Here is an 18513-nt window from a genome sequence, read left to right on the forward strand (position 1 = left end):
ACGGCGCGAGGACTACACGGGCAGCGAGATGCGGGCCGCGGACATGCCGAAGTCCGATGCCCAGACGCCGGTGGACAGTCCGTCGGGCAGCGCGTGCAGGTCCTGCGGACGGTAACGGGCGATCTTCTGGTGCCAGTTGAGGATGCCCGCGTGCCAGTCCTTCAGCTCGCCGACGTACGCGTCGAGGGCGGCCCGTGCCTCCGCGCTCAGTTTCCAGTCGTCGTAGAGCAGCGGCAGCTGGTTCGCCACGATGTGCTCGAACTCCTCGGTGCGCTGCGTCATCAGCGCGTGGCAGATGTGCAGCGCCCGCGGGTAGTCGATGTCGAAGAAGTTCCGGGTGACGAGCACGTAGTTGTGCACCTCGCCCTCGACCTCGACCTCCTTCTGGTACGAGTAGATGTCGTTGATCAGGCAGGCCGCGTCCGAGACGGCGTTCTCCAGCGACCGGATGGTCCCGGAGGCGTAGATCTCCTCCGGGATGCCCCGGCCCTGGTGGCCGAGCCGGCACAGGTACATCGTCAGGCCGCTGCCGAAGGTGCTGCGCCGCATCTCGGCGTAGTCCACCGGGTCCGGGATGCGGTTCTGGATCTGGTTGTCCACCTCCCAGAGCCAGGCATCCAGCATGTCCACCAGGGTGGCGCGGAACTCGGTCCGCTGCTGCGTGGACATGCCGGCGCTCGTACGCACCCACAGGTCGCCGAGTCCGCGCTCCATGGCCGTCGCCGGGACGGCCTGCTCGGAGTGGTCCACGGGGATCATGGCGATCAGGCGCGCCGTGGCCGCCTTCGCGGCGGGCAGGTTCCTGGCCTGGGCGAAGACCACCGGGTAGTAGTCGTCCCCGTACGTGCCCCAGCTCAGCCAGCAGGCGTTCAGGACGAGCGCCTCCGGGGTGGCGTCGGGGTCGATCCCCGCCGAGCAGACCGCGAAGTCGTAGCCCCGCAGCTTCTGTTCGTTCCAGATCGCCGAGCCGGGGTCGCCCGGCTGGGGGTCCAGCATGCCCATCCGCCCGCACCACGCCACCGACTCCTCGCGCGCGTGCGCCAGGTGGGGGCTGAGGGTCAGCGGGTGCGGCATGTAGATGTCGGGGATGACGGAGGGGCCCGTCTTCTCGAACGGGACGTGGGTGAAGGAGCGCCGGCGCAGCTCCACGGAGCGCCGGTTGAAGACCGACCGGAGGTCGAGCGCGGTGGTGCCGAGCCCGGCCGGAAGGAAGGGGAGGGTGAGCGGCGCGGTGGCCTTGGCCCCCTTGTTCATGTAGCGGCTGGAGACCATGTGCCACTCGTGACCGCCGGACTGCCAGTCCTGGAGGCCCTTGGCGTAGGCCAGGACGGCCGCGATCTCGGCCGGGTCCATGGCGTGGTCGGCGAACAGCTGGGGCAGCTCGGCGAGGGCGGTCTGCTCGAACTGCTGGAGGCGGGAGGTGAGCAGGTCGTTGGAGGCCTCGGCGGCCTCCTGGGTGGAGCAGCCGAGGAAGGTCTCCAACACCAGGATGGCGTTGGAGAGTTCGCCCTCGTCGGCGACCTCGCGCTCGTAGGAGAAGATGTCGTTCCTGATGTGGACGGCGTCGGAGAAGGAGTCGCGCAGCACTCCGAGCGGGCGCGAGTGGGCCACGCGCGCCGGAACCTCGGCGGAGACGTACTCGACGAGTCCGGCCGACCAGGGGGCGCCGCCCACCTTGCGGCGCATCTCGATGTATTCGAGGGGGTTCGACACCCGTCCGATGTTGATGTTGGCGAGTTCCCACATCGACTCGTCGAGGAGGTTCTTCGTGGACTCGAAGAACCGTTCCCGCCAGTGCGCGGACATCGCCGGCACGGTCCGCGCCCACAGGTCGGCGAGCCCGGCCTCGACCGGGTTGGTGGGCTCGGGGAACCCGTCGGACAGGTCCATGGGCATGAAGGCCGCGAGCCTGTCGAGGTACGCCTTGGCGCCGTCACGGTCCTGCGAGCGCTTGTACATCTCCAGGAAGTGGTCGTCGAAGAAGAACACCCACACGTACCAGTCGGTGACCAGCGACAGCGCCTCGCTGTCGCAGTCGGGGTGCGTGTACGAGCAGAGCAGCGCGTAGTCGTGCGAGTCGAGATCGCTCTCCTCCCAGACGCCGGAGCCCTCCAGCATTCCGAGGTCCCGCGCCCACGTCTTGGTGTGTACCCGCGCGTCCTCCAGGTGGGGGTTCAGTCGCGCCGGATAAGGCACATAGAAATCCGGCAGTTGAAACGGCTGCGTCACGGCAGGGTCGGCCCTTCGTCCATGGGTGCGGGGCCGGTTGGGCCCGGCCCCCGCACGAGATCAGCAGTGCCCTACCCCTGATGCAGCCGGGCTAAGGGGTAGTTCACCGCTTCAGGTGACGGACGCGCCGTTCCGCGCCGCGGCGGCCCCGCGCCCGATATGGGAGGCGGGCGCAGGGCGTTGTCGGGGGACCCCGGCGGAGGAGCCCGGGCCGAGGACCGAGCGGACACCCGGACGCGAAGAGGCCGTCCCGGCCGGCCCGGGGGCGGGCGGCGGGACGGCCTTCACCGTGGAGACCGGGGCCCGGCCCCGCAGGGGGCGCCCCGGGGACGGGCTACTCCGCCTCGCCCTCCAGGTTGCCCTCCGTGTCCAGGTACACCTGGCGCAGGGCTTCGAGGACCTGCGGGTCCGGCTTCTCCCACATGCCGCGGGACTCGGCCTCCAGCAGCCGCTCGGCGATGCCGTGCAGGGCCCAGGGGTTGGCCTCCTCCAGGAAGGCGCGGTTCTCCGGGTCCAGGACGTACGTCTCCGTCAGCTTGTCGTACATCCAGTCCGCCACCACGCCCGTCGTGGCGTCGTACCCGAAGAGGTAGTCGACGGTCGCCGCCAGTTCGAAGGCGCCCTTGTAGCCGTGGCGGCGCATCGCCTCGATCCACTTCGGGTTCACCACGCGGGCGCGGAAGACGCGGGAGGTCTCCTCGACCAGGGTGCGGGTCTTGACCGTCTCCGGGCGGGTGGAGTCGCCGATGTACGCCTCGGGGGCCGTGCCGCGCAGGGCGCGCACCGTGGCCACCATGCCGCCGTGGTACTGGAAGTAGTCGTCCGAGTCCGCGATGTCGTGCTCGCGGGTGTCCGTGTTCTTCGCGGCCACCGTGATCCGCTTGTACGCCGTCTCCATCTCGGCGCGCGCCGGACGGCCCTCCAGGCCGCGGCCGTACGCGTACCCGCCCCACACCGTGTAGACCTCCGCGAGGTCGGCGTCCGTGCGCCAGTCGCGGGAGTCGATCAGCTGGAGGATGCCCGCCCCGTACGTCCCCGGGCGCGAGCCGAAGATCCGGGTCGTGGCGCGCCGTTCGTCGCCGTGCTCGGCCAGGTCCGCCTGGGCGTGGGCCCGGACGTAGTTGTCCGCGGCCGGCTCGTCGAGGGAGGCGGCGAGTCGCACCGCGTCGTCGAGCAGGCCGATGACGTGCGGGAACGCGTCCCGGAAGAAGCCCGAGATGCGCAGCGTGACGTCGATGCGGGGACGGCCCAGCTCCGCGAGCGGGATCGGCTCGATGCCCGTGACGCGGCGCGAGGCCTCGTCCCAGACCGGGCGGACGCCCAGCAGGGACAGGGCCTCCGCGATGTCGTCGCCGGAGGTGCGCATCGCGCTGGTGCCCCACAGGGACAGGCCGACGGACGCGGGCCACTCGCCGTTGTCCGTGCGGTAGCGCGTCAGCAGGGACTCCGCCAGGGCCTGCCCGGTCTCCCAGGCGAGCCGGGACGGGACGGCCTTGGGGTCCACGGAGTAGAAGTTGCGGCCGGTCGGCAGGACGTTCACCAGACCGCGCAGCGGCGAGCCCGAGGGGCCGGCCGGGACGAAGGAACCGTCCAGGGCGCTCACCACGTGGGCGATCTCGTCCACCGTGCCCGCGAGGCGGGGAACCACCTCGTGCGCCGCGAAGGCGAGGACCGCGGCGACGTCGGCCGAGTGCCCCTCGGCGACCGCCGCGACGGCGTCCGGGGACCAGTCCGCGTCCTCCATCGCCTGCACCAGGGCGCGGGCCGTCTCCTCGACGGCGTCCGCCGAGGTACGGGTGGCGGCGGACTCGTCCAGGCCCAGCGCCTCGCGCAGGCCCGGCAGGGCCGTCGTACCGCCCCAGATCTGGCGGGCGCGCAGGATCGCCAGGACCAGGTTGACCCGGGCCGCACCCGTCGGGGCGCCGCCCAGGACGTGCAGTCCGTCGCGGATCTGGGCGTCCTTGATCTCGCACAGCCAGCCGTCGACGTGCAGCAGGAAGTCGTCGAAGCCCTCGTCGTCGGGACGCTCCTCCAGACCGAGGTCGTGGTCCAGCTTCGCGGCCTGGATCAGGGTCCAGATCTGGGCGCGGATCGCCGGCAGCTTGGCCGGGTCCATCGCCGAGATCTGCGCGTACTCGTCGAGGTGCTGCTCCAGGCGCGCGATGTCCCCGTACGACTCCGCGCGGGCCATCGGCGGCACCAGGTGGTCGATCAGGGTGGCGTGCACGCGGCGCTTGGCCTGCGTGCCCTCGCCCGGGTCGTTGACCAGGAAGGGGTAGATCAGGGGCAGGTCGCCGAGGGCGGCGTCGGGCGCGCAGGCAGCGGACAGGCCCGCGTTCTTGCCCGGCAGCCACTCCAGGTTGCCGTGCTTGCCCAGGTGGATCATCGCGTCGGCGCCGAAGCCGCCGTCCTCCGTCCGCGCCTGGATCCAGCGGTAAGCGGCGAGGTAGTGGTGCGAGGGCGGCAGGTCCGGGTCGTGGTAGATCGCGATCGGGTTCTCGCCGAAGCCGCGCGGCGGCTGGATCAGGATGAGCAGGTTCCCGCGGCGCAGGGCCGCCAGGACGATGTCGCCCTCCGGATTCGAGGACCGGTCGACGAACATCTCGCCCGGCGCCTCGCCCCAGTGCCGCTCGACGCTCTCGCGGAGCTCGGCGGGGAGCTGCGCGAACCAGCGCCGGTAGTCGGCGGCCGGGATGCGGACCGGGTTGCGGGCCAGCTGCTCCTCGGTCAGCCAGTCCTGGTCGTGGCCGCCGGCCTCGATCAGGGCCCGGATCAGCTCGTCGCCGTCACCGGACACCAGGCCCGGGATCCCCTCGACGGGACCGAAGTCGTACCCGCCGGCGATCAGCGTGCGCAGCAGTTCGACGGCGCTGGCCGGGGTGTCCAGACCCACCGCGTTGCCGATGCGGGAGTGCTTGGTCGGGTACGCGGAGAGGACCAGCGCGACCTTCTTGTCGCGGCGCGCGATGTGCCGCAGCCGCGCGTGGCGCACGGCGATCCCCGCGACGCGGGCGGCCCGCTCGGGGTCGGCCACGTAGGCGGGCAGACCGTCCTCGTCGAACTCCTTGAAGGAGAACGGGACGGTGATCAGACGGCCGTCGAACTCCGGCACGGCGACCTGGGTGGCGGAGTCCAGGGGGGACAAGCCCTCGTCGTTCTCCTCCCAGTTGCTGCGCGAGCCGGTCAGGCACAGGGCCTGCAGGATCGGTACGCCGAGCGAGGCGAGGGCGCCCGCGTCCCAGGACTCGTCGTCCCCGCCGGCCGAGGCGGTGGCGGGCTTGGTGCCGCCCGCCGCGAGGACGGTGGTGACCACCGCGTCGACCCCCCGGAGCGCGGCCAGCAGCTCCGGCTCGGGGGTGCGCAGGGAGGACACGTACAGCGGCACGGGCTGCGCGTCGTGGGCCTCGACGGCCTCGCACAGGGCGTGCACGAAGGCGGTGTTGCCGCTCATCTGGTGGGCGCGGTAGTACAGCACGGCGACCCGGGGGCCGTCCGTCCGGCCGGCGGTGCGCTCCAGCGGTCCCCAGGTGGGGGACGCCGCGGGCGGCTCGAAGCCGTGGCCGGTCAGCAGGACCGTGTCGGAGAGGAAGCGGGCCAGCTGGCCGAGGTTGGCGGGGCCGCCGTGCGCGAGGTAGCCGTGGGCCTCGGCCGCGATGCCGATCGGGACCGTGGAGGCCTCCATCAGCTGCGCGTCCGGGGCCTGCTCGCCGGTCAGGACCACGACCGGACGGTGCTGGTCGGCGGCCAGCAGCACGTCGAGGCCCTCCTGCCAGGCGCGGAGGCCGCCGAGGAGGCGTACGACGACGAGGCCGACGCCGTCGAGGAGGCCGGGGAGGTCGTCGAGGGGAAGGCGGGAGGGGTTCGCGAACCGGTACGGCACGGGGCCGTCCGCCGTGTTCGCGGCGCGGGCGCTGAGCAGATCGGTGTCGGACGTCGACAGCAGCAGGATCATGCGGCGGCAGGCCTTCCTCGGGGTTTCCGCGCCCCGGGCAGTGAGGGCGGCGGGAGTTCCTGACTCACCCCGCCGAGCACTCCGCGGGGTTCACAGTGGCGGGACCGCGCCGGAATCGCACCGGGCTTCCTCCCAGGTCGCCGTCCTCGGCGATGGCGGGCCGAGTGGCCTGCCGGTGGTCATCCTAGGTGGCGTGATCCCCGGCCGGGAGTGGGGGGCCGGTCCTGCCGGTCCGCCGGGGCGGGCGGGGGTGCCGGTTCGCCGGCGGCGGGCGTCCGGGCCGGCGGCGGCCCGGTGCGGCGGGGTTCCCGGGGCTCCGCCCAGGACCCCGCGCCTCACGCGCCGGCGGGGCTGGACGGGACCGGTGGGTGGTGGGCGGTGGGCGGTGTGCGTGTGGGTGGTGTGCGGTGCGCGGTGCGTACGTGTGGTGGTGGGCCGGGCGTGGGCGCCGGCGGGGCTGGACGGGGCCGGTGTGCGGCTGTTCGCGTGCGGGTGGTGGGCCGGTTTCGTGGTCCGGGCACGGGCGGGCGGGGTGGGGAGGGGTGTGCTGGTCGCGGGGGGTGGGGTGGCGACGGACACAGGTCGGGGGGCCGGAATCGTGGGTATGCTCGCCGCCATGCCCCCGCCCCCGCCCGCCTCCGCCGTGCCGCGCGACGAAACCGTCGTACGGGACCGCGGTGACGCCTGCCCCGGCGCGCTGCGGCTGCACGAGGCCGACGACGGGTTCCTGGCGCGGGTGCGGATCCCGGGCGGGCTGCTCGACGGCCGGGCCGCCCTCGTGCTGGCGCAGGCCGCGCACCGTCTCGGCGACGGCCACCTCGACCTCACCTCGCGCGGCAACGTACAGCTGCGCGGCCTCGGCGCGAGCTGCGGCGGCGAGCTGGCGGAGCTGCTGGCGGCGGCAGGGCTGCTGCCCGCCCCCGCCCACGAGCGGGTGCGCAACGTCGTCGCCTCGCCGCTGAGCGGCCTGGACGGGCGAGGGCTGCCCGACGTGGCGCCCTGGGTCCCGGAACTGGACGGGCTGCTGTGCGCCGACCCGGCCGCGGCCGCCCTGTCCGGGCGCTTCCTCTTCGCCCTCGACGACGGCCGCGGTGACGTCGCCTCCCTCGCCGCGGACGTGAACCTCACCGCCCGGGACCCCGGCCGGGCCGTGGTGTGGACGGCCGGATCCCGCGAGGGCGCGCTCGTCGCCGCGCCGGACGCCGCCCGGGCCGCCCTGGTGGCCGCCGCGTACTTCCTCGACGCGGCCCGCGAAGCCGGCACCCGCGCCTGGCGGGTGAGCGAGCTTCCCGCCGAACACGCCCTGTCCTGCGCCTGGTTGACCGAACGGCTCGCCGCCGCGGGGATCGGCGCGGAGCCCGTACCCGTGCCCGTCTCCTTGCCCGCCCGACCGGCCGGCGCCCCGGCCGCGCCCGAGCCGGGGCTCGTGCCCGGCCCCGGCGGGACCGTCGCACTGTCCGTCCTCGCGCCCCTCGGGCGGCTGACCGTCGACCAGTGGCGCCGCCTGGCCGGCCTCACGGGGCGGCTGCGCCTCACGCCCTGGCGCGGGGTCGTCGTCCCGGGCCTGCCCGCGGACCGCGCCGGCCTGGCCCTCGCCGGCCTCGCGGACGCAGGCCTGATCACCGCCGCCGACGACCCCCGACGGTCCGTCACCGCCTGTACGGGGCGGCCCGGTTGCGCCAAGTCCCTCGCGGACGTGCGCGCCGACGCGGCCGCCGTCGTCCACGCGGCCCGCGGGCCCCTGCCCGTGCACTGGTCCGGCTGCGAGCGCCGGTGCGGGCACCCGCGGGGGACGGCCTGGGTCGACGCCCTCGCGACCGCGGACGGCTACCGGCTCTCCGTGCACGGACGGCCCCTGCCGTACCGTCCCGACCTGGCCGCCGCCCTCACGGCGGCCCGCACCACCTCCGAAGACGCAGTGAAGAGATGAGCGAGTACACAGTGTTCGAGTACGAGAAGGACGGCGCCGCGATCTACCGCCAGTCCTTTGCCACGATCCGTGCCGAGGCCGACCTCTCCGGGCTGCCCGCCTCGGTCGCCCAGGTCGCGGTGCGCATGATTCACGCCTGCGGGATGACCGACCTCCCGCAGGACCTCGGGTACACGCCCGAGGTGGTGCTGAGGGCACGCGCCGCGCTGGAGGCGGGCGCGCCGGTGCTGTGCGACGTACAGATGGTCGCGAGCGGGGTCACGCGCAAGCGGCTGCCCGCCGGGAACGACGTGATCTGCACGCTCTCCGATCCGTCGGTACCGGACCTGGCGGCGAGGATGGGCACCACGCGCAGCGCCGCCGCGCTCGAAGTGTGGCGCGACCGGGGCCTGTTGGAGGGTTCGGTGATCGCCGTCGGCAACGCGCCTACCGCGCTGTTCCGACTGCTGGAGATGATCGAGGAGGGCGCTCCGCGCCCCGCCGCCGTCATCGGCGTGCCCGTCGGCTTCATCGGCGCCGCGGAGTCCAAGGACGCGCTCGCCGCACACCCCTCCGGGCTCGACCACCTGATCGTCCGGGGCCGCCGCGGCGGCAGCGCCATCGCGGCCGCCGCCGTCAACGCCATTGCGAGCGTGGCCGAATGAGCGCCGCGGTCGAGCAGCCCATCGAGCAGCCCATCGAGCAGCCCGCAGACCAGCCCGCAGACCAGCCCGTGGACCAGCCCGTCCTGCAGGCCGTCGAGCAGCCCGTTCTGCAGTCCACGGGTCGCCTCTACGGCGTCGGGCTCGGCCCCGGCGACCCCTCCCTGATGACGCTGCGCGCGGTCGAGGCGATCGCCGCGGCGGACGTCGTCGCCTACCACAGCGCCCGGCACGGCCGCTCCATCGCCCGGTCCATCGCCGCGAAGCACCTGCGCGAGGACCACGTCGAGGAGCCGCTGGTCTACCCGGTCACCACCGAGACCACCGACCACCCCGGCGGCTACCAGGGCGCGATGGACGAGTTCTACGAGTCCGCCGCCGCCCGCCTGGCCGCCCACCTGGACGCCGGCCGGACCGTCGCCGTGCTGGCGGAGGGCGACCCGCTCTTCTACAGCTCGTACATGCACATGCACAAGCGGCTCGCGCACCGGTACGACACCGAGGTCATCCCCGGCGTCACCTCCGTGAGCGCCGCCGCCGCCCGCCTCGGCACGCCGCTCGTCGAGGGCGAGGAGGTGCTGACGATCCTGCCGGGCACCCTGCCCGAGGAGGAGCTCGCCGCGCGCCTCGCCGCCACCGACTCGGCGGTCGTCATGAAGCTCGGCCGCACCTTCCCCGCCGTCATGGGGGCGATGGAGTCCAGCGGCCGGCTCGCCGAGGCCCGCTACGTGGAGCGCGCCACCATGGACGGGGAGCGCACCGGACTCCTCGCCGACACCGACCCCGGGTCCGTGCCGTACTTCGCCGTCGCCGTCGTCCCCAGCCGGATCGGCAACCCGGGCAGCGTGCCGTCCGGGCCCGGCGGGGTCGTGGTCGTCGGCACCGGCCCGGCGGGCCCGCTGTGGCTCACCCCCGAGACGCGGCGGGCGCTGGCCGACGCCGAGGTGCTGGTCGGCTACACCACCTACCTGGACCGGGTGCCGGTCCGGCCGGGCCAGGTCCGGCACGGCTCGGACAACAAGGTGGAGTCCGAGCGCGCCGAGTTCGCCCTCGACCTGGCCCGCCGCGGCCGGCGGGTGGCCGTGGTCTCCGGCGGCGACCCGGGCGTCTTCGCCATGGCCACCGCCGTCCTGGAGGTCGCGGCGCAGCCGGAGTACGCGGACGTGCCCGTACGGGTCCTGCCCGGGGTGACCGCCGCCAACGCCGCCGCGGCCGCCGCCGGAGCCCCGCTCGGCCACGACTACGCCACCGTCTCCCTCTCGGACCGGCTCAAGCCGTGGGAGGTCATCGCGGAGCGGCTGCGCGCCGCCGCCGCGGCCGACCTGGTGCTGGCCCTGTACAACCCCGGCTCGCGGACCCGTACCTGGCAGGTGGCGCAGGCCCGCGAACTGCTGCTGGAGCTGCGGCCGCCGCAGACCCCGGTGGTCGTGGCGCGGGACGTGGGCGGCCCCGAGCAGTCGGTGCGGATCGTCACGCTCGCCGAACTGGAGCCGTCCGAGGTCGACATGCGCACGATCCTGCTGATCGGCTCGTCGCAGACCCGGGTCACGGACCGCCCCGACGGCTCCCGCCTCACCTGGACCCCCCGCCGCTACGGCTGACCGCCCCCCCGCCCCCGCCGCCCGTGACCGTCGCGTTCGGGCGCGGGCGCGGGCGCGGGCACGAGGCAGGATGACGTCCCATGACCGACGGACCGGCCTGGCCGGTGGGCAAACTGACCGCCCTCCGGCTCGGCAGGAGGCTGGTCGCCGAGGTTCCGGCCTCGCGCCCGGACCGGCGGGCGTTCGTGGGCGTCACCCCGGCGACCGGCGAGGCCGATGCCCGGGCCCTGGCCGAGGGATGGGTCCGCAGTGATGCGGGACGCCGCTTCCGCATCGAGCACCGGGAATACGACAGCGAGCGGATCGACGGCTTCGACCACGACATCGGAGCCGCGCTCGTCCGAGCCGCAGATGCCGCCGACGAGGCCGGCTTGACCGGCGTACTCGCATCGTGGGGGATCCGCCCGGGCGCCTTCGTCCACCCGTGGGAAAGTGACGACCCCCTGTAGGAGGTGCGGGAACGCCTGCCCGTGTGGCGCGCGGGGGTGTTACGGGGTGTGGGTGAGCCAGTGGAGGGTTGCGGGGAGGGAGTGGGCCTCCGGGACGCCCTGCGGGGTCGGGGGGCGGCGTACGACGAGGACCGGGAGGCCGGCCTCGCGGGCCGCGGTGAGCTTCGGCGCGGTGGCCGAGCCGCCGCTGTCCTTGGTGACCAGGACGTCGATCCGGCGGCGGGCCAGCAGCTCCCGCTCCCCGTCGAGGGTGAACGGGCCCCGGTCCAGCAGGACTTCGAGCCGCGGCGGTACCGGGCCGGCCGGCGGGTCCACCGAGCGCACCAGGAACCAGGGGCCGGCCAGGTGCGCGAAGGCGTGCAGGCCCGTCCGGCCGGTGGTCAGGAACACCCGCCCGCCGCCCAGCTCCGGCAGCATCGCGGCCGCCCCCGCGAGGGAGTCCGCGAAGGTCCAGGCGTCGCCGGGCCCGGGGGACCAGCCGGGACGGCGCAGCGCCAGCAGCGGGACGCCGGTGAGCTCCGCGGCGCGGGCCGCGTTGAAGCTCATCCGCTCCGCGAAGGGGTGGGTGGCGTCGACGACGTGCGTGACCCCGTGGGCGGTGATCCACGCCGCGAGCCCGTCGGGACCGCCGAAGCCGCCGATGCGGGACTCGCCCGGCGGGAGCACCGGCGAGGCGACCCGCCCCGCGAGGGAGGTCGTGACGCGGGTCGCCTCCCACGGGCCGGTCGGCGGACCCCCCGCTGCCGGGTCCCCGGTTCCGGGGGCCGCCTCCTCCGCAACCGGGGCGCCGGCCAGTGCCTGCGCGAGGCGGCGGGCCTCCGTCGTACCGCCCAGGACGAGTACGTGGCGGTCCGCCCGACGGGCGGGATCAGCAGGCATGCCGGTCGCGCTCGGGGGAGTACAGGTGGCTGTCGCGGAACTGCTCCGCGGCCAGCGTGCGGCCCACCAGGATCACCGCGGTGCGCACCAGCCCCGCCTCCTTCACCTGGGCGGCGATGTCGGCCAGGGTGCCGCGCAGGACCAGTTCGTCCGGCCGGCTCGCCATTGCCACCACGGCCGCCGGGCACGCGGCGCCGTAGTGCGGAAGCAGTTCGTCCACCACCCGGTCCACGTACCGGGTGGCCAGGTGCAGCACCAGCAGCGCGCCGCTGCGGCCCAGCGTCGCCAGGTCCTCGCCCGGCGGCATCGGCGTGGCCTGCTGGGCGATCCGGGTCAGGATCACGGTCTGCCCGACGGTGGGGACGGTCAGCTCCCGCTTGAGCGCGGCCGCCGCCGCGGCGAAGGCCGGGACGCCCGGGACCACCTCGTACGGGATGCCCGCCGCGTCCAGCCGGCGCATCTGCTCCGCGACCGCGCTGAAGATCGACGGATCGCCGGAGTGCAGCCGGGCCACGTCCAGGCCCGCCGCGTGCGCCCGGACGCACTCGGCGACGATCTCGTCCAGGTTCAGCTGCGAGGTGTCGACCAGCCGCGCCCCCTCCGGGCACTCGGCCAGCAGCTCGCGCGGGACCAGGCTGCCCGCGTACAGGCAGACGGGGGCGGCGGCCAGGGTCCGGGCGCCGCGCACCGTGATCAGGTCGGCGGCGCCGGGGCCCGCACCGATGAAGTACACGGTCATGATTGCTCCGTCTCCTTGGTCCGTGCGGTCCCGGCGGGCTCCGCCACTTCCGCCATTTCCGCCGTCTGGGGCGTTTCCACGGCTTCCGCCGGCTCCGCCGGTTTCGTCACCGACCACTGCGTGACCGCCATGGCCTGGCGCCAGCCCGTGAAGCCGCCGACCGGCACGGCGTGCGCGACGGCGAGCTTCACCAGGTCACCGCCGTGGCGCCGGTGGCGTCCGGCGAGGACCGCCTCCGACTCCAGGGTGACGGTGTTGACGACGAGCCGGCCTCCCGGGGCGAGTGCCGCCCAGACCGTGTCGAGGACGCCGGGCGCGGTCAGGCCGCCGCCGATGAACACGGCGTCCGGGGCCGGCAGCCCGGAGAGCGCCTCCGGGGCGGCGCCGACGACCACGTGCAGGCCGGGGACGCCGAGGGCGGCCGCGTTGCGCGCGATGCGCTCCGCTCGCTTCGGGACCCGCTCCACCGCCACCGCCCGGCACGACGGGTGCGTCCGCATCCACTCGATGCCGATCGACCCGGAGCCGCCGCCGATGTCCCACAGCAGTTCACCGGGGGCCGGGGCCAGCGCGGCGAGGGTCGCCGCCCGGACGTGCCGCTTGGTGAGCTGCCCGTCGTGCTCGTACGCGGTGTCCGGCAGGCCGGGGGCCGCGCCGAGCCGCGGGCCCGGGTGCGCGGGGTCCCGGCGGCAGTCGACGGCCACCACGTTCAGGGGATCGCGCGCCGGGTGCTCCCAGCCGTCCGCGACGCCCTCGTACGCGTCCTCGCGCTCGGAGCCGAGCTGTTCCAGCACCCGCATCCGGCTCGGGCCGAAGCCCCGCTCCCGCAGCAGCGCGGCGATCTCGCCGGGGGAGCCGGCGCCCGCGCTGAGCACCAGCACCCGCCGGCCCTCGTACAGCGCGGACGCGAGGCGGGCCACCGGGCGGCCGACGACCGTGACGACCTCGGTGTCCTCCACCGGCCAGCCCAGCCGGGCGCAGGCGTACGACACCGAGGAGGGGTGCGGGAGGACCCGCAGGACGCCCTCGCCCAGCTCCTGGACCAGGGCGCGGCCGATGCCGTAGAACATCGGGTCGCCGCTCGCGAGCACCGCGATGCGGCGCCCCGCGTGCTCCGCCATCAGCTTCGGCACGGCCGGCCGCAGCGGGCTCGGCCACGCCACCCGCTCGCCGGGGCAGGCGTCGGCGGGCAGCAGGTCCAGCTGCCGGGGCCCGCCGATCAGTACGTCGGCGGAGCCGAGCGCGGACCGGGCCGCGGCGGTGATCCCGTCCCAGCCGTCGGCGCCGAGGCCGACGACCGTCACGGGCGAGGGGGGTGGTACGGAGCTCACTGCGCGGTACCTCGGGGAACGGTCGAAGGGGCGTGCGAGGGGTGGACCCGCAGCCTACTGGGGCGCAGGCTGCGCTCCAGAGCCAGGGTGACCAGGACGGAGGCCGCGGCGAGGGCGGTGATGGCGACGGCGGGCGAGGTGAACTGGGCGACGGTTCCGGCGAGCGCGGCGCACAGGCCCTGCAGGGTGAGCATCCCGGCCGAGTGCAGGCCGAGCGCCTGGCCCTGCGTCCCCTCGGGGAGCAGGGCGACGAGCCGCTCCTGCATCAGCAGCCCCGCCGAGTACCCGACGGAGGCCACGGTCACCGCGACCGTCGCCAGGACGGGCCCGGGCTCCAGGGCGAAGACCAGGTACGGCACGGCCAGCAGCAGCCGCAGCGGGGCCGCGAGCCGGGCCCGCAGCCGCGCGGGCAGCCAGCGCCCGACGAGGGTGTCCCCGACGAGCATCCCGGCGGCGGCGCAGCCGAAGAGCAGGCCGGCGCGGGCGGGGTCGTACGGGACGAACAGCGCCTCGCAGCCGACGATCAGGCCGTTGGGGACCCACAGCGCCAGGTAGAGGGCGCGCCGGGACGGGTCGGAGAGCAGGGCGGCGTTGGTGCGCCAGGTCAGGCCCGCCGAAGGCCTGCCGACCGCGCGCGGAGGGCGGCGGCGCAGCCCGAGCCGGACGGTGAGCGCGCCGGCCAGTCCCAGTCCGGCGGCGGCCAGCAGCGCCCCGCGCGGGGAGAGCGCGGCGACGAGGAGGCCGCCGGCGGCGAAGCCGGCGATCTGCGTCGCGCCGCCGCAGACGGAGAGCAGGGAGCGGCCCAGCAGGTAGTCGGCGGGCGGCAGGATCTCGGTGAGCAGCCCGTACCGGACCCCGCCGGCCAGGGAGTCGGCGAGCCCCTGGCCGAGCAGCACCGCGAACACGGCCCACAGCGGCAGGCCCGGCGCGGCGAGCAGGGCGGTGCCGAGCGCCGCGAGGGCGGCGAGGCCGCCGAGGGCGGCCCGCGGAGGCAGCCGGTCGGCGGCGGAGAGCAGCAGGGTCGCGCCGAGCACCTGGGCGAGGGAGGGGCCGAACATGCCGAGCGCGGCCAGGAGCGGGCTGTTGGTGCGGTCGTAGACGAGGACGCCGAGGGCGAGCCCGCCGATGGTCGAGGCACCGGTCCGCAGGGCGGTGGCGGCGAAGAACGGGCTGAACTCGGGGACGCGGGCGAGCGCGCGGTAGGTCCGGGGCATGCGGGGAGTCTCGGGGCGGGCCGCCGGGTCGCCTAGAGTTTCGCGCGGAGGCGAAACGTGGTGGCCCGCGGCCCGCGGCCCGGGCTCGTCATCGCGGCCCGGCCGGCCGGGCGCCCGGCCCGGGAGCGTGGGCGGGCGGCGGCGAGCGGGCCGGCGGCCGGGGTGGTGTCGGAGACCGGCGTCGTGTCGGAGCCCGGGGTGGTGTCGGAGGCGGCGCCGGGGAGGAGCGGGGCGGGATGGGGTGGTGGCGGATCGACACCGACGCGCTGGCCGGGAGCCGGTTCGTGGTGTCCGCGCTCGCCGAGACCACGGCCGCGCTGATGGCCCTGGAGCGGCGGACCGCCGCACATCCGGGGGACCGGGCCTGGCTCGCCGACCGGCTCCCGCACTACCGGGCCCGCCTGGCGGCCGATCCGCTCGACGCCGCGCTCGTACGGGCGGCTTTCGGCCGGGTGTGGAACGCGGGCTTCCTGACCCCGCCGCCCGACGACCGCCCCTTCGCGGAGGAACTGGCGTCGGTGCGCGCGACCCCGGACGCCGTGGTCCGTACGGACCTGCGCGCCGCGTCCGGGCTGCCCGCCCCCCTCGCCCGCACCCGGGGGCTCGGAGCGCGCGCCGCCGAGGTGCTGGAGTGGGTCTGGACCGAGACCGTGCTCCCGGACTGGGAGCGGCGGCGCCGGATCGCCGAGGCGGACGTCCTGCTGCGCACGCGGGAGCTGAGCCTGGGCGGATGGTCGGCGGCGCTCTCCGGGATGCGGCCGGGAATGGCGTGGCTCGGCGGGGGCCGGCTGCGGATCAACCTCCAGGAACGGCCGCCGCGCGACCTCACGGGCCGGGCCGGGCTGGTGTTCGTCCCCGTGACGCCGGGACACGGCTGGGTGTCGTGGGCCGGCCCCGGCCGGCACGCGCTGGTGTACCCCTGTGCGGGACAGCTGGCCCAGCCGGCCGCCGGCGCCCCGCAGGCGCTGGTCCGGCTGCTGGGACCCGTACGGGCGCGGGTGCTGGTGCTGCTGGAGAGCCCGAAGTCCACGACACAGCTGGTGGCGCTGACCGGGCTGAGCCTGGGAGCGGTGGCGGGGCAGCTGAAGGTGCTGCTCGGGGCGGGGCTGATCCTGCGGCGCCGCACCGGACGTACCGTGTTGTACAGCCGGGTGGCTGCCGGGGACGTGCTGGTGTCGGCGGCGACCCGCCCCGAGTAGGGTGGCCCGGATTTACCGAAGGTAACCCACCTGTGTCGCGAGGGAGTAGCCATGCCCGGCTGGAACGCCACGCACATCCCGGACCAGAGCGGCCGCACCGCGGTCGTGACCGGCGCCAACAGCGGGATCGGCTACGCCGCCTCCCGTGAGCTCGCCCGGCGCGGGGCGGTCGTGGTGCTGGCCTGCCGGAGCGCGGCCCGGGGGCGCGCGGCCGTGATCCGGCTGCGCAACGAAGTCCCGGCAGCCGAGGTGGAGTTCGCCGAGCTGGACCTCGCCGACCTGGCTTCGGTACGGCAGTTCGCGAAGTGGTACGGGCAACGCCACGGGAACCTCGACCTGTTGGTCAACAACGCCGGCGTGATGGCGCTGCCGTACGGGCGGACCGCCGACGGCTTCGAGACGCAGTTCGGCGTCAACCACCTCGGACACTTCGCCCTGACCGGGCTGCTCCTGCCGAGGATGCGCTCCGCCGCACCGGGTGCCCGGATCGTCAACGTCTCCAGCGGCTTCCACGCGCTCGGCGACATCGACCTCGCCGACCTCGGCAGCGAGCACGGCTACCGCCGCTGGGTGGCGTACGGCCGGTCCAAGACGGCGAACCTGCTCTTCACCCACGAGTTGTCCCGCCGCTTCGCCGATGCCGGCGAGACGATCGTCGCGGCCGCCGCCCACCCCGGGTACGCCTCCACCAACCTCCACGCCGGCGCGGCGAAGGAGGAGGGCCACAGCCTCAACTCGCGCGTGGCGGCCCTCGGCAACGCGGTCGTCGCCCAGCCCGCCACCTCGGGCGCCCTGCCCACCCTCTACGCGGCCACCGCCCCCGGCGTCCGCCCGGACGACTTCATCGGCCCGCGCTTCGGCTGGCGGGGCGCCCCGGCCCGTTCCTGGCGGGCGAAGTGGACCCTGGACGACACGTCCGGGGAGCGGCTCTGGGCCGCCTCCGAGAAGCTCACCGGCGTCTCGTACGCCTCCCTGCCGCGCTGACGCCCCCGGGCCGGCGTCTCTACGGCGCAGCGGGGCCCGGGTGCGGGGTCGCGGGGCCCGGGCTCAGAACGTCCACCGCGTGTGCGTGTAGACCCCGTCGTCCCGGCCGAAGCCGTACGCGGTGTCCGGGGCCACCGCGAACACCACCGCGTCGCCCCTGCGGAAGGCGTCGCCGATCCCGTGGAAGGTGCCCTCGGGCGAGGTGATGTGGGCCCCGTACTTCGCCTCGTACGCCCCGATCACCGCCTCCAGCGCCGCCGGGCCGGCCACGCGCTCCGCCGTGCCCTCGACCACGAGGTCGAGCCCTTCGGTGAGCGCGTTCCCGCCGGTGGTCAGGGCGCAGTGGCCGTCCAGGGCGAGGTTCTTCGCCTTCTGTTCCCCCGGACCGGTCGAGAAGTACAGCACCCCGTCGTGCCAGGCGGCGATCACCGGGGTGACGTGGAGCCGGCCGTCGGGCCGCACCGTGGACAACCAGAAGATCTCGGCGGCCTCCAACTGCCGTTGGGCGTCCTCCCATTCGGTGGGAACGACGTAGGCGGCGCCGGGGCGGGGATTGAGCGCGGAGCTGTAGCGGGCGTCGAGCTCGGTCGTGGGCCGGTCGGCGGGTCCTCGTGTCGGCATGGCGGTTCTCCTTCCTTTCACCTCCCAACGAGCGGGCGGCCGCACGGTGGCTCCCGGCCGCCGGCCGGGGGCGCCGGGCCGGCCGGAGGGGGCGTCACCACTGCCGTTTCACGGCGGCCTTCGGCCCGGTCACCAGGCTCGCCGGGGGCACGTCCTCCGCGACGACGGCGCCGGCGGCGATCACGGCGTCACGGCCGATGCTGACGCCGGGCAGGATCGTGGCCCCGGCGCCGATCCACACGTTCTCCGCGACGTCGATGGGCGCGCCGGTGAGGTACAGCCGCCGCTCCTCGGGATCGACCGGATGGCCGCCGGTGATGAACGTGACCTTCGGGCCGATCATCACGCGCTCGGCGATCCGGATGCCGGCGTAGTCCAGGAACGTGCAGTTCTGGTTGATGAACACGCGCTCGGCGAGGTCGAGGTGCAGGCCGTGGTCGGTGAAGAAGGGGGGATAGATCGTGGTTCTCGGCGGCAGCGGCCGGCCGAGGATCTCCTCCCACAGCGCGGCCTTGCCCGCTTCGTCCTCGAAGGGCAGGACGTTCAGGCGGGAGGTCAGCGCGGTGACGCGCAGGACCCTGTCGGCCATCGCCTGGAACTCCGGGCTGTGGATGCGCATGAGACGTTCGCTGGGCATCCCCCGATCCTCGCGCGCGGACGCACACCGGACAAGTCGCCACGGGAGGCGGAGAGAGGGCGGCGGCGCGGCCCCGCCGGGCCCCCGGGCGAGCCCGTGCGGCGCCG

Annotated in this window: 14 protein-coding genes and 1 riboswitch; of the genes, 6 read left to right on the forward strand and 8 right to left on the reverse strand. The window is 75.1% G+C overall.

The features are described 5' to 3' along the window. Window positions 1–12: 12 nt before the first annotated feature. Window positions 13–2229 (reverse strand): terpene synthase family protein, encoded by a 2217-nt coding sequence (locus tag ACZ6S8_RS04135; RefSeq protein WP_469452262.1) that lies wholly within the window; start codon window positions 2227–2229, stop codon window positions 13–15. Between the two features lie 334 nt (window positions 2230–2563). After that, window positions 2564–6181: a cobaltochelatase subunit CobN gene (cobN, locus tag ACZ6S8_RS04140; RefSeq protein ID WP_469452264.1), complete on the reverse strand. Its 3618-nt coding sequence runs from the start codon at window positions 6179–6181 to the stop codon at window positions 2564–2566. 53 nt (window positions 6182–6234) lie between these two features. Then, window positions 6235–6334: riboswitch (cobalamin riboswitch) on the reverse strand. Window positions 6335–6797: 463 nt separating this feature from the next. Between cobN and cobG the strand changes: the two genes are divergently transcribed. The 4 genes from cobG to ACZ6S8_RS04160 all read left to right on the forward strand — a co-directional run bounded on the left by cobG (window position 6798) and on the right by ACZ6S8_RS04160 (window position 10802). Then, window positions 6798–8111 (forward strand): precorrin-3B synthase, encoded by a 1314-nt coding sequence (gene cobG, locus ACZ6S8_RS04145; RefSeq protein WP_469452266.1) that lies wholly within the window; start codon window positions 6798–6800, stop codon window positions 8109–8111. Then, complete coding sequence (locus tag ACZ6S8_RS04150; RefSeq protein WP_383918949.1) at window positions 8108–8755, forward strand: precorrin-8X methylmutase; 648 nt, start codon at window positions 8108–8110, stop codon at window positions 8753–8755. Before cobG ends, ACZ6S8_RS04150 begins: the two co-directional genes overlap by 4 nt. Window positions 8756–8919: 164 nt before the next feature. Continuing rightward, window positions 8920–10353: a precorrin-3B C(17)-methyltransferase gene (gene cobJ / locus ACZ6S8_RS04155; protein WP_469452775.1), complete on the forward strand. Its 1434-nt coding sequence runs from the start codon at window positions 8920–8922 to the stop codon at window positions 10351–10353. Window positions 10354–10433: 80 nt separating this feature from the next. Next, complete coding sequence (locus ACZ6S8_RS04160; RefSeq protein WP_469452269.1) at window positions 10434–10802, forward strand: hypothetical protein; 369 nt, start codon at window positions 10434–10436, stop codon at window positions 10800–10802. A gap of 39 nt (window positions 10803–10841) precedes the next feature. On the opposite strand, the gene ACZ6S8_RS04165 is transcribed toward ACZ6S8_RS04160, so the two are convergent. Genes ACZ6S8_RS04165 through ACZ6S8_RS04180 form a run of 4 tightly spaced genes read right to left on the reverse strand, consistent with a single transcriptional unit; the run spans window position 10842 to window position 14965 of the window. Next, on the reverse strand, window positions 10842–11681 hold the full coding sequence (locus ACZ6S8_RS04165) for a cobalt-precorrin-6A reductase (RefSeq protein ID WP_469452271.1): 840 nt from the start codon (window positions 11679–11681) through the stop codon (window positions 10842–10844). Next, window positions 11671–12420 (reverse strand): precorrin-4 C(11)-methyltransferase, encoded by a 750-nt coding sequence (gene cobM, locus ACZ6S8_RS04170; protein ID WP_469452273.1) that lies wholly within the window; start codon window positions 12418–12420, stop codon window positions 11671–11673. Before cobM ends, ACZ6S8_RS04165 begins: the two co-directional genes overlap by 11 nt. Then, window positions 12417–13751 (reverse strand): precorrin-6y C5,15-methyltransferase (decarboxylating) subunit CbiE, encoded by a 1335-nt coding sequence (gene cbiE / locus ACZ6S8_RS04175; RefSeq protein ID WP_469452275.1) that lies wholly within the window; start codon window positions 13749–13751, stop codon window positions 12417–12419. Before cbiE ends, cobM begins: the two co-directional genes overlap by 4 nt. Continuing rightward, entirely contained in the window at window positions 13748–14965 is a 1218-nt protein-coding gene (locus ACZ6S8_RS04180; protein ID WP_469452277.1) for an MFS transporter, read from the reverse strand. Before ACZ6S8_RS04180 ends, cbiE begins: the two co-directional genes overlap by 4 nt. Before the next feature lie 236 nt (window positions 14966–15201). Here ACZ6S8_RS04180 and ACZ6S8_RS04185 point away from each other — a divergent pair, with 236 nt between their 5' ends. Further along, window positions 15202–16164: a winged helix-turn-helix domain-containing protein gene (locus ACZ6S8_RS04185; protein WP_469452278.1), complete on the forward strand. Its 963-nt coding sequence runs from the start codon at window positions 15202–15204 to the stop codon at window positions 16162–16164. Window positions 16165–16215: 51 nt separating this feature from the next. Beyond that, window positions 16216–17148: an oxidoreductase gene (locus ACZ6S8_RS04190; protein WP_469452280.1), complete on the forward strand. Its 933-nt coding sequence runs from the start codon at window positions 16216–16218 to the stop codon at window positions 17146–17148. 63 nt (window positions 17149–17211) lie between these two features. Here the strand turns inward: ACZ6S8_RS04190 and ACZ6S8_RS04195 are convergent, their stop codons facing one another. Further along, the gene (locus ACZ6S8_RS04195) at window positions 17212–17769 is read right to left on the reverse strand and encodes a pyridoxamine 5'-phosphate oxidase family protein (protein ID WP_469452282.1); all 558 of its coding nucleotides are present in this window, start codon (window positions 17767–17769) and stop codon (window positions 17212–17214) included. 94 nt (window positions 17770–17863) lie between these two features. Beyond that, window positions 17864–18406 carry a DapH/DapD/GlmU-related protein gene (locus tag ACZ6S8_RS04200; RefSeq protein WP_469452284.1) on the reverse strand — a complete coding sequence of 181 codons (543 nt, stop codon included), beginning with the start codon at window positions 18404–18406 and terminating at the stop codon, window positions 17864–17866. Between the last annotated feature and the right edge of the window lie 107 nt (window positions 18407–18513).

It is taken from the genome of Streptomyces sp. NPDC048461, assembly GCF_055587105.1.